At 39.6% G+C, this 11748-nt stretch carries 10 protein-coding genes and 1 pseudogene; 3 read left to right on the plus strand and 8 right to left on the minus strand.

The annotated features are described in order from the left end of the window. The coding region (locus tag I2F62_RS06950) for an integrase core domain-containing protein (RefSeq protein ID WP_324626382.1) at positions 1–143 on the plus strand (143 nt) is incomplete at its 5' end. Between the two features lie 68 nt (positions 144–211). Further along, entirely contained in the window at positions 212–487 is a 276-nt protein-coding gene (locus I2F62_RS06955; protein ID WP_324626296.1) for a hypothetical protein, read from the plus strand. A 124-nt stretch (positions 488–611) separates the two neighbouring features. Here I2F62_RS06955 and I2F62_RS06960 read toward each other — a convergent pair. From I2F62_RS06960 to I2F62_RS06985, 6 genes and pseudogenes are all read right to left on the minus strand, one after another. After that, positions 612–1313, minus strand: a pseudogene (locus tag I2F62_RS06960) (IS1 family transposase). Positions 1314–1433: 120 nt separating this feature from the next. Continuing rightward, the gene (locus I2F62_RS06965) at positions 1434–1931 is read right to left on the minus strand and encodes a DUF3465 domain-containing protein (protein WP_324626297.1); all 498 of its coding nucleotides are present in this window, start codon (positions 1929–1931) and stop codon (positions 1434–1436) included. Between the two features lie 86 nt (positions 1932–2017). Further along, a complete protein-coding gene (gene pnuC / locus I2F62_RS06970) occupies positions 2018–2602 on the minus strand; it encodes a nicotinamide riboside transporter PnuC (RefSeq protein ID WP_324626298.1) in 585 nt (194 codons plus the stop codon). Positions 2603–2684: 82 nt separating this feature from the next. Beyond that, a complete protein-coding gene (locus tag I2F62_RS06975; RefSeq protein ID WP_324626299.1) occupies positions 2685–3512 on the minus strand; it encodes a PhzF family phenazine biosynthesis protein in 828 nt (275 codons plus the stop codon). A gap of 136 nt (positions 3513–3648) precedes the next feature. Continuing rightward, positions 3649–5034 carry an L-cystine transporter gene (locus tag I2F62_RS06980; protein ID WP_324626300.1) on the minus strand — a complete coding sequence of 462 codons (1386 nt, stop codon included), beginning with the start codon at positions 5032–5034 and terminating at the stop codon, positions 3649–3651. 346 nt (positions 5035–5380) lie between these two features. Further along, positions 5381–6991 (minus strand): carboxylesterase/lipase family protein, encoded by a 1611-nt coding sequence (locus I2F62_RS06985; RefSeq protein WP_324626301.1) that lies wholly within the window; start codon positions 6989–6991, stop codon positions 5381–5383. Between the two features lie 327 nt (positions 6992–7318). On the opposite strand from I2F62_RS06985, the gene I2F62_RS06990 reads away from it, so the two are divergent. Then, a complete protein-coding gene (locus I2F62_RS06990; RefSeq protein WP_324626302.1) occupies positions 7319–8107 on the plus strand; it encodes an rRNA large subunit pseudouridine synthase E in 789 nt (262 codons plus the stop codon). Positions 8108–8144: 37 nt separating this feature from the next. Here I2F62_RS06990 and I2F62_RS06995 read toward each other — a convergent pair whose 3' ends face one another. Both I2F62_RS06995 and I2F62_RS07000 read right to left on the minus strand, forming a co-directional pair. Next, positions 8145–9227, minus strand: a complete 1083-nt coding sequence (locus I2F62_RS06995; protein ID WP_324626383.1) for a DUF2971 domain-containing protein — start codon at positions 9225–9227, stop codon at positions 8145–8147. A gap of 68 nt (positions 9228–9295) precedes the next feature. Next, the gene (locus I2F62_RS07000; protein ID WP_324626303.1) at positions 9296–11527 is read right to left on the minus strand and encodes an NADP-dependent isocitrate dehydrogenase; all 2232 of its coding nucleotides are present in this window, start codon (positions 11525–11527) and stop codon (positions 9296–9298) included. Between the last annotated feature and the right edge of the window lie 221 nt (positions 11528–11748).

Raw genomic sequence — 11748 nt, forward strand, 5'->3', positions numbered from 1 at the left:
CAGTACGTTATGAGTGTTTAAATCAGCAGTTATTTCGAGATATTGAAGACGTTCAGAACTATACAACAGCATGGCAATACTTCTATAATCATGAACGACCACATATGTCAGTTGATGGTAGACCACCTAATTTTAAACAATAATAAAGGCTTAGGATATTCTACTTATAGATTCGATTAATAATGGGGGTATTACCTACTTAGCTAATTCCATGTACAAAGAAGCTTATGATTTAAATACTAGAATGTTAAAAAATTCTTTCAGCAAAGCAAGATTAGTAAGTCAATGTGAGTTAAGTTTTTACGCAAAAAGACCAAAACAAGAATATGAAAATTGTCATGAAAAACTAGCATTGGCTTTCCAAAAAGAGTTAAAAATAACTCCTAAAAATGATCCAGAGTATATTTATGGTGAGTGGGGCTACCTTCTATCAATGTATAAATCAGGGCATACGGAATATAAAACAGAGTTAAAAAAAAATGATTAAGTCCAGTAAAGACGATCAAACTAAGAGCCAATTAGAGAGTAGTTATGAATTGGCTGTTGAACAAGTAGAAAGTTACCAAAAAAGTATATAAATTATTGGTAGTGTTTCAAAAAGTATGCTGGCATTAGACGAATCCATTATTGATGTAAAAAAAGACTAAATCAAAGGCTTTGAAATGATTCTCAAGCTTTTTAGAGAAGTTGTAGCTTCTCCTAAAGCCTCGCCTGATCCGATGCCGCAATCGACAATTATTTCCTTCAATACCCACAGTGAAAAACTTACCAATCAATTGTCTGTACTTTTTAAAGGTCGTAACAAAACTATCCCAGCAATCACTCGATATGCGAGCATAGCGTATTCCTAGCTGCCTTAATCTGGCTTTGAGCCGTTTTGCAGTCGCTAAATCTCGTTTACCCCAAACATAAGCAACGATTTCACCTGTTTCTCGATGATAGGCATATATCAACCATTGTTTATTCTGATTATTGCCGACAAAAGTCCAGAACTCGTCTACTTCAAGGGTTTCATAGTAATTCTGCTGTGCTTGGAGCTGATATTTAGATTGACTCAGTGTACGTAAAACCTTGCCGATTCTGACTCTTTCGACTTCTGCGATATCTCTAACGCCACTACCTCACACCATCAGGTGTAATATTTTGGTTTTGATCCCTGAATGGCAACCTTGATAGCTGAGCGCATGATCACCGATAAACTGACGTTTACATATTTTGCATTGGTAATTTTGTTTACCATCTACTTTTGTGCCATTTTTCTTTATACTGTCGCTCAGGCAGGTAGGACATTTGATGTGTAGAGTGATTAGCATTTCTCTATAGTATCAAATTCTTACCTGTTTTTTATTTCAGCATACTTTTTGAAACACTACCAAAAAAACAATTTAAAATTATTGTAACCCTCAAGTGCTTTGCTTAAAGCTATCGGCACATTATTGATACATTTTCCCATTCCACTTTAACCAACCATCGGCATGGCGCTGGCTTGGATCTTTGTGTGTCCAATGCACAACTCCACCTTTATCGTTATATTCATATTCACCAGAAAAAACGATCTGATCGCCCTTATTCAAACCCTCTAAACGTGGTGCCAAATCAATATTGTGGGCGACCAAAACCGTCATGCCATTGTGTAAATCTAAGATAAACTTTTGATGGCGTGAACCGGTCTCATCGTCTTTTAATACAGCTTTGACAACACCATCGCCAGTGACTTGAACATAACTTTGTTTATTTAAATATGCCGCATATAGTGCTGAGTTTTGAGATGCGTGCGATGTTGATTGATTGGCATCACTGCGACTCGATTGTTGCGATTGCTCTGTTTGAGCTTTGCTGCTGTTGTAGTGTGAGCGGTTATTTTCTTCTATCCAATAACCTAACAATGCGGCAAAACAAGCAATGAATATAATAAAACCCGTTCTTTTCATTTATTTTTCCTACATTCAAACACCGAATTTCATCCGCCATATTTCAGGCAAAATCGGTGTGCTATGTTTATATTTATAACTGGCGATTATACACCAAGGAAAATATCTTGTTTTTGCTTGTTTTTAACCTGTTGCCATTGCCACCATCCATACATGGCCAACAGCACAAATGCCGCGTACAACCCCGCGGTTAACCACAAACCTTTATAGATGAACATCGCCACATAAATAATATCGACAAAAACCCAAAGCACCCAAGTTGCAATATGTTTACGGCTTGTCCAATACGTTGCAAGTAGGCTAAATGCAGCCAATTGCGAATCTAAAATCGGCACAGCGGCATCGGTAAAGTGTTTAAGGATTAAGCCAAAAGCCAACCCCGATACCAATGCAAACGCCATTTGCCAAATAATGGTAGTGGTTTGAATGGGTTCAATTAAAATATCGTGGTCTTGCTGTTTGCCTTTTAACCACGCATAAAAGCCATAAAAATTAACCACCATAAAGAATAATTGTAAGATGGTTTCGCCATACAGCTTAAAAGTAAAAAACAAATATGCATACAGGGTAAATGCAATGAAATTAAACAGCCAACACCACATGTTACGCATAATGGTGAGAATGACACCAATTAAACTGATGATGACAGCAACAATTTCTAGAGCAGACATAACAAGCACACGTAACAATCAGAGTTTGCTATTATCGAAGAATCGCTCTAAAAAGCAAATCGGATTTAAAGCGATTTTTCTTTTAAAACTCGCTGTCTACAAAAATTTCCGCCACCATATATAACTTGGCATAACCTGAAATTTCTATGCGTTCTTGATCAAGCATTTTACAAAATAACGTGCCCTGTCTGGCTTTGCCTTGCTTGGCAGTCAACACTGATTTATTCAATTTTTCTGCCCAAAGCGGTGCAATCGCAGTATGAATAGAACCGGTAACAGGATCTTCATTAATGCCAATGGCTGGCGCAAAATAACGTGAAACACAGTCGACATCATCACCTTTTGCGGTAATTGCAACATCTAAAAGAGCATGCTGTGTTTGCAATGCTTGTTGTCCCAATAATTTGAGTTTCTCGAAATTAGGCGACTCATTCATTACGTCATCTACAGATGCATATTCGACAATATACGCCTGCTGATTAACATAAACCGCTTGAATGGGTTTGCTTAATGCCTCCATCAACAACGCTGGATATTCATTGAGTTTCTCAGCACGGCGGATGGGAAAATTCATACTAATTTTATGGTCGGGTTGTTGCGTGACATAAAAGGTGCCCAAATCTTTAACCATAAATTCAATGTTATGGGCCGAGGTATAATCGCGAAATAAAACAAAGGCACTTGCCAAGGTGGCGTGTCCACAAAATGCAACTTCAGCTTCTGGGGTAAACCAGCGAATTTCAAAATGGGTGGTATCTATTTTTTTTACAAATGCGGTTTCTGATAAGTTATTTTCAAGCGCGATCTTTTGCATTAAATCATCGTCGAGCCAATTTTCTAAAACAATGACTGCTGCAGCATTTCCTGCAAATAAGCTATGTGTGAACGCATCGACTTGATACATTTTCATGATTTGAATCTCGCTATTATTTTAGTGCTATTTTGTACCTCAGATTATGCAATAAACAGATACAATTTGCGAAAAATAAGCATTACAGATAAAAAAAATGCCAGATTAAAATCTGGCATTAAAAATTTGAATGATTTTATTCGCTGAGCTGAATTTCATCTTGCTCAAATATAGTATGGTCTGTCTGCCCTAAAATTTGACTGGTTACCATGCCGGCGGTCATTGCACCATTTACATTTAATGCAGTCCGCCCCATGTCAATCAGCGGTTCAATTGAAACCAACAACGCAACCAAAGTAACCGGCAAACCCATAGCAGGCAAAACAATCAGCGCGGCAAATGTTGCACCGCCACCCACACCTGCCACACCAATTGAACTTAAAGTGACTAGCCCCACTAAAGTTGCAATCCAAACAGGGTCTAAGGTATTAATACCTAACGTTGGCGCAACCATCACCGCAAGCATTGCAGGATATAAACCAGCACAGCCATTTTGCCCGATAGTAGTACCAAAAGATGCCGAAAAGCTTGCAATTGACTCTGGAATCCCTAAACGGCGTGTTTGTGCTTCAATATTTAAAGGAATACTGGCTGCACTCGAACGACTGGTAAAAGCAAAGGCTAAAACAGGTGCAACTTTTTTAAAGAATTTGGCGGGTGAAATCCGCACCATAAGCAAAATAAGCGCATGAACCACAAAAATGATGCCCAAGCCTAAATAAGAAGCAACAAGGAAGCCCCCTAAATTTAAAATTTCAGCCAAGTTTGAACTTGCCACGACTTTGGTCATCAGTGCAAAAACACCATATGGCGTTAAAGTCATCACCAAACGGACTAACTTCATCACCCATGCTTGTAGCACTTGAATGGCGCTTAAAATACGCTGCCCTTTGGCTTGATCATCACGAATTAAGTGAATAGCCGCAATACCTAAGAACACTGCAAAAATAACCACACTAATAATTGAGGTTGGATTTGCACCCGTAAGTTCTGCAAACGGATTGGTTGGAATAAAAGATAAAATAATTTGCGGCACGGTTAAATCGGTTAATTTACCCACATAATCGGTTTGAATGGCCGCTAAGCGCGCAGATTCAGCATCCCCTTGAATCAGGCCTTGTGCAGTTAAACCAAACAGGTTCACCACCAGCACGCCAACTAAAGCAGAAATTGCCGTAGTGACCAACAAGGTGCCAATACTATAAAAACTAATTTTCCCTAAAGATGATGCTTCATGCAATTTGGTCACTGCACTTAAAATAGAGACAAAGACCAACGGCATAACAACCATTTGTAATAACTTAACGTAGCCATTACCCACAATATTAAACCAAGTAATTGATTCTTTAAGTAAAGTATTGCCATCGCCATAAACAAGATGCAGCCCTAGGCCAAATACCACACCCAACAGCAAACCTGCCAATACTTTTTTTGCTAAGCTCCACTGAGTTTTTCTCGTTTGTGCGAGCAACGCAAGTAGCGCTAAAAATAAAACAATATTGATCATAAGAAGCCAATTCAAGTCTTCTCTCCTCTATGTTGCTCAAGTCAATACAAACTGCGAACGAATCTAATGGGGTGCAATTTATATTAACTAAAAATGATGTAATCTCTGAATGGGGTTATCTTATCGGCTTTATATCTATTTATTAGAATTTATTATGCTATGCTTATCACTTTTAGTGATTTTGACTACTTTACACGCAATTTAAGCGACTTTTATCCACTTTAAGATGAAATCATCTCTAATTTCATACATTCAACCAAATCATTCAATCCTATGAATGTCGGCTTATTAGGCATGATGCTGCTTCGCTAATAAGCCTGACTATTCAATGCTCATCTAAAAGAAACTTTAGCATGTTCGGTTAGATTAATGCGTTGTTCCAAAAATCACAATGGTGCTTTTCTTTAAATCCCGTAACAGGCGCTAAACCAGCAATACTTAAATTAAACGGTTGATGATTTGGATAAGGTTGCCAAGTTGGTAAACCTTCACCATTCGGATTGCCTGTTTTGGCAAAATTGCCCCAATAACGCTGTATTTGATCAGACAATGTCTGTTGCTGCGCATTCAAATGCTGACCACGCGTTAACGCATTCGGACTCGCAAAAACATAATGCAATTCGCTGGCGTGATAACTGCGCAATCCATAGATTTTTTTCAACAATTTAAACCGAAATGGCGCATTCGGGTCTTCAAACTGATACTGATAAATCGGCGCTTGTGTCTGATATAAATCGAGCATGGCAGTGGTTGGACATACAAATACCGAGTCGGTAAAAATTTGTGAAAATGCGCGTTTGGTTCCATCTTTATCAATTCTTGGTTGATAAATCGTCATGGCTTTTTCAGCCAATTCAGGTGAATTGAGCATTTCAGCAACGCCGTCTTGCAGATTCTTTCGCGTCGTGACTCCTTTAGTTTTTGCGCTAAATAGAATAGCAAATAAATCGCCTTCATTGGCATTGGTTCCCACCAACATCGGCACTTTGGCCGTCTGTGCATTTTTCAATGCTTGTAACGGCGAAATTGGCAGTACATCGCCACCAATCATCGGTGACCAACCGTTTTTACCGGTAATGCCAGAACGACTGGCTTTGGCTTGCATAATCTGTTTCGCAGATTTTTTGCGTAAACAACTCAGATCATTATTTCCTGTACAACCTAAGTTTTTGGCAAAGCTTAATCCACCTTGTTCAGCCGTTTGCTGTGGCGTAGACCAACCTATGCCGACACAACTGCCACTTTCCATAATCACACGCTTAAACAAGCCCTTAGAACTTGGTGCAACCAAATGCGTACAGACGCTACCTGAACCTGCAGACTCGCCCATTAAAGTAATATTGTTTGGGTCACCGCCAAATTGGGCAATATTGCGGTTTACCCATTTTAAGGCCGCTTGTTGATCTTGAATGGCAAAATTACCCTCACCCGATGTACCTTTTAATTCAGGATGTGCAAAAAATCCTAATGCACCCAAACGATAATTGATAGAAACCACAATCACATTTTGCTTTTCGGCCAGTTGCGCGGGGTCATTATCTCGAGTGCTTCCAAGCACATAGGCGCCGCCATGAATCCAAAAAATCACGGCTTTGGGTTTGGCATCTACATTGCTATTTTTAGGCACATAGACATTCAGATATAAACAATCTTCCGATGCATCGGGATTCACCGAAACACTGGCGACACAAGTATGCCCTTGCTGAATGGTTTGCTTGATGCCTTGCCATGCGCTCGGCACTTGCGGCGAACGAAAGCGATTTTCGCCCACTGGTGCTTGTGCGTATGGAATACCTAAATATTGATCGGTTTGGTCTTTTACAGTGCCTTGAATTTCCCCACGCTCTGTTTGAATAATTTGGGTACGGTGAAGATTCTGCTGTAGATGTAGCGGATGAGTTTGGCATGCCATGAGTATTGGTGCAACCATACCTAATAGTCCTAGCCATTTAAGCTGCGTTTTTAGTGCCATACAAGCAACTGTCCTGATCATCGTTGTGCTGTTATTAAAATGCAATGGCTCACAGACTCAAGATGAATAATGTATATCTACTTAACTGCGCAGTCATTTCCCCATTACCATTCTATTACTGTGTTGAATAGATATCGAGATGACAAAAACAGATCAGGCTCGGGTGAATACTTGAATCCATGTTATGATTAATAGACAATAGCCGCCTTTATTTTTATCTCTTACTGTGTCATTTACGCACATTTTGCGCAGATTGATTGAGGCACGTATGCTCGCCCAATCCTCATTCGCCACCCTATTTTCAGCTTATTAATAGAAGTCCATGTTATGAAAATTGTCATTTTAAATAAACCGTATGACGTTCTCTCCCAATTCCGTAAAGATGAAGCGCACATGACCGTGTCTGACTTTGTTGATGATCCCGATTTACGTATTGCCGGTCGTTTGGATATGGATTCTGAAGGTTTGGTTTTTTTAACCGATCATGGCGGTTTAAACCAGTTTATTACCAATCCTGCCAATAAAAAATACAAAACCTATTTTGTACAGGTCGATGGTGATATTACCGAAGAAGCACTGGAAAAATTACGCCAAGGCGTTGAATTAAATGATGGCATTACATTGCCAGCAAAAGTGGCCAAAGTAGCCGAGCCTGAATGGTTGTGGGAACGTACACCACCCGTGCGTTTTCGTGCCAGCATTCCAACCTCTTGGGTTGAAATTTCAATTTGCGAAGGCCGTAACCGCCAAGTTCGTCGTATGACATCAAGCGTGGGCTTCCCAACTTTACGTTTAATTCGTACACGTATTGGTGCAATTGACCTTGTTCAATTGGGTTTATTACCCGGCGATACCAAAGAAATTGAACCGTTACTTTATCCAGATTTTAAAGATGTGCCTGCTGCAGAACCTTACCGTTCACGTTCTTATGTGAAAAAACCGGGCGGTACGGGTGGCAAGCCGATGGTTCGTAAGGATAAAGATGGCAAACCGAAAAAGTCAGGCACCAAGCGCGTTTGGCAAATGGAAGAAGGTGAAAAGCCGCGCCGTAAAACCAATGGTACGACTCGCCCAAATACTAAAGCGCCACGTGGTCGTGGACGTAATGGGCGTTAGTATTTAATAAGTTTAGAGCCCATGAAAGTGGGCTTTTTTATATACTTAGATCATTATAAATTTTATCTATGTCATCAAGTGAAAAATATCTTTTAACCTGTATCCAATCATTCTCAGCTTTAAAGAATCCAGAAAAGATAACTGGTTCACTTCTTTCAATAGATTTTTCTTTAGAAATATGAATTGAGTTTAGTTTATAGAAATAAAGCTCTCTACGAATAATTTCCGCAACTTTATCAAAATAGCTAGGATCAATCATCCAACTGTATCCACAATAATCAATGCAAGATTTATCTATATATTTAACTGTATTCATATATTTGTCGACATCTTTATGAGGATCGATAACTTCTATATATTCAAATTCATAAGAATTAGATTTTAATGCCATCTGATAATATTTGATATTTCGTCCACGCAAAAGTTCCATGACTTGCGCTTGAGTAACTTTCGAGAAATAGTCAGGCAAATCTTGATTGTTCTGTGGCAAATCTTGCTGAGTTTTCGGCATATTTAAACCAAAATATATTGCTTTAACAGCCCTAAAATCATAATCAACCCGACCAAAATGATCCATAATTATTCGTATTTCATCTTCATACGCCCATTTTTTTGATTTTGTTCCAGAGGTTAACTTAAGCAACTCATGCACCTGTTGCTCATCATTCTTAAAAAAAATATCAATTGCAATTTCAGGAACTGAATCTTGATATATCACATTAAAAGCACCTGCACACTTAGTCAGTTCACCTAATTTCTCGAAATCATACTCAATACAAAAACCTGTATGAGAATCTGCATAATGTGACCAAAGAAGTTCATCCAGAACAGTTTTACTTAAAGAATAAATCCCGACATTTTTTTGTATTTGTACAAGCAAAGCAGACAAATGTTCCGAGAGTGCTTTTGTAGAAATACTACTTGTGATTGATAACTGGGCTAAAGTCTTTTCAACACTTGCTGCATCAAATGAATTTTCACACGGATCATTCAACTTAGATGGGTGCGGAGCATAAAAATAATCTTGTTTTAATGATTCTAAATCACGTTTTGAGCCATATCTATATTTATAAACATTCATATCATTTAATTTAAATTTATATGTGAAATATTCTTGCATCAATTATATATATTCAAAATGAAAAACCGATGCCTAAGCATCGGTTTTTCAACACATCAAATTAAAACTTAAATTGCTGCAAGCGCTGCATTTAAAGTTTCACTTGGACGCATTACCGCATTTACTTTGGTAGGATCAATGGCGTAGTAACCACCAATATCCACCGACTGACCTTGTACTTGTGCAAGTTCAGCAACAATTTTTTCTTCATTTGCAGCCAAAGTTTGTGCTAAAGGTGCAAACTTCGCTTTAAGTTCAGCATCTTCGTCTTGTGCAGCCAACGCTTCTGCCCAGAATTTTGCTAAATAGAAATGGCTACCACGGTTGTCTAACTCGCCCGTACGACGTGACGGCGATTTGTTGTTATCCAACAACTGCCCCGTTGCTTGGTCAAGCGTTTGTGCAAGTAATTTTGCACGTGCGTTGTTTTCTTTAATACCCAATTCTTCTAAAGACACCGCAAGCGCCAAGAACTCACCTAAAGAATCCCAACGCAAGTGGTTTTCTTCAACCAATTGCTGTACGTGTTTTGGCGCTGAACCACCTGCACCCGTTTCGTACATGCCGCCACCAGCCATTAATGGCACAATCGACAACATTTTAGCTGAAGTACCCAATTCCATAATTGGGAACAAGTCAGTTAAGTAATCACGTAAAATGTTACCTGTCACTGAAATGGTGTCTAAACCACGCACCACACGTTCTAAGGTATAACGCATCGCACGTACTTGCGACATAATTTGAATGTCTAAACCATCAGTGTCGTAGTCGTTTAAGTACGTTTCTACTTTCTTAATTAACTCATTTTCGTGTGGGCGATATGGGTCTAACCAGAAAATAGCAGGCATGCCAGAATTACGCGCACGCGTCACTGCAAGTTTCACCCAGTCGCGAATCGGTGCATCTTTCACCTGACACATACGCCAGATATCACCTTCTTCAACATTTTGAGACAGTAAGATTTCACCAGTTTCAAGGTCGGTAATATTGGCAACACCAGCTTGAGTAATTTCGAAGGTTTTGTCGTGTGAACCGTATTCTTCTGCTTTTTGCGCCATTAAGCCCACGTTTGGCACAGTACCCATGGTTTTCGGGTCGAAGTTGCCATGCCATTTACAGAAATTGATCATTTCTTGGTAAATACGTGCGAAGGTCGATTCTGGCATCACGGCTTTAGCATCGTACTGCTTACCGTCTGCACCCCACATTTTGCCCCCAGCACGAATCATCGCCGGCATAGACGCATCGACAATAATGTCGTTTGGCGAATGGAAGTTGGTAATGCCTTTTGCAGAATCGACCATTGCAAGCGCAGGACGGTGTTCTTGGCAAGCGTGTAAATCTTCAATAATTTCTTCACGCAATGAGGTTGGTAGAGTCTCGATTTTCTCGTAAAGACCCGCCATACCGTTGTTGACGTTAATGCCGAGTTCATCAAACAATTTAGCGTGTTTTTCAAAGGCTTCTTTATAATAAATTTTAACGCAGTGACCAAATACAATTGGATGCGAGACTTTCATCATGGTTGCTTTCACGTGCAACGAGAACAAAATGCCCGCTTCACGGCAATCTTCGAGTTCTTTTTCGTAGAAGTCACATAGCGCTTTTTTGCTCATAAACATCGAGTCAATAATTTCGCCATCTTGCAGCGCAACTTTTGGCTTTAATACAATGGCTTCGCCGCTGTTTGTGATCAGTTCCATTTTCACGTTACGTGCGCGATCAAGCGTTAATGATTTTTCGCCATGGTAGAAGTCGCCCTCTTCCATATGTGACACATGCGTTTGTGACCATTGTTTCCACTCGCTCATTGAATGCGGGTGTTTTTTTGCAAAGTTTTTCACCGCAGCAGGCGCACGGCGGTCTGAGTTTCCTTCACGTAAAACTGGGTTTACCGCAGAACCTAAACATTTGCCATAGCGTGCTTTAAGTGCTTTTTCTGCGTCTGTGCTTGGATTTTCAGGATAGTCAGGGATGGCATAACCTTTCGACTGTAATTCTTTAATACACGCCGTTAATTGGCCAACAGATGCACTGATATTTGGAAGTTTAATAATATTGGTATTTGGATCTTGAGTAAGACGGCCTAGCTCGGCCAAATTATCAGAAATTTTTTGCTCATCGGTAAGAACATCTGAGAATTCTGCGAGTACACGTGCTGCAACAGAGATATCAGTTTTTACAATCTCTACGCCAGCAGGTTTTGTGAAGGTCTCAATGATCGGCAGCAACGAATAGGTCGCTAACAGTGGTGCCTCGTCGGTCAGTGTGTAAATGATTGTTGACTTTTCACCAGCCATATCTAGCTCCTTGCATTGGATTGATTTTTTTTAGGGCTAAGATCTAGAACTCAGCCCCCGAAAAACAGGTTTACTGAAACAAAACGTTGAGAGTATCGACCTTCACGCTATATCAGTCAACTAATAAATCATTTTAAACGAAATGTTTATGCTTAAAATTCACACCCTCGTTTCGATTCGGATGAATCTGCCTACCAAGACTTTTATCTTCGGTAAAGTTG

The sequence above is a fragment of the Acinetobacter sp. MD2(2019) genome (assembly GCF_035615615.1).
Taxonomy (GTDB): Bacteria; Pseudomonadota; Gammaproteobacteria; order Pseudomonadales; family Moraxellaceae; genus Acinetobacter.

Bases quoted from the DNA above. Each gene is read 5' to 3' on its own strand.
- I2F62_RS06995 (WP_324626383.1), bottom strand. From the start codon at position 9,227: ATGCAAGAATATTTCACATATAAATTTAAATTAAATGATATGAATGTT.
- I2F62_RS06955 (WP_324626296.1), top strand. From the start codon at position 212: ATGTACAAAGAAGCTTATGATTTAAATACTAGAATGTTAAAAAATTCT.
- I2F62_RS06990 (WP_324626302.1), top strand. From the start codon at position 7,319: ATGAAAATTGTCATTTTAAATAAACCGTATGACGTTCTCTCCCAATTC.
- I2F62_RS06965 (WP_324626297.1), bottom strand. From the start codon at position 1,931: ATGAAAAGAACGGGTTTTATTATATTCATTGCTTGTTTTGCCGCATTG.
- I2F62_RS06975 (WP_324626299.1), bottom strand. From the start codon at position 3,512: ATGAAAATGTATCAAGTCGATGCGTTCACACATAGCTTATTTGCAGGA.
- pnuC (WP_324626298.1), bottom strand. From the start codon at position 2,602: ATGTCTGCTCTAGAAATTGTTGCTGTCATCATCAGTTTAATTGGTGTC.
- I2F62_RS07000 (WP_324626303.1), bottom strand. From the start codon at position 11,527: ATGGCTGGTGAAAAGTCAACAATCATTTACACACTGACCGACGAGGCA.
- I2F62_RS06985 (WP_324626301.1), bottom strand. From the start codon at position 6,991: ATGGCACTAAAAACGCAGCTTAAATGGCTAGGACTATTAGGTATGGTT.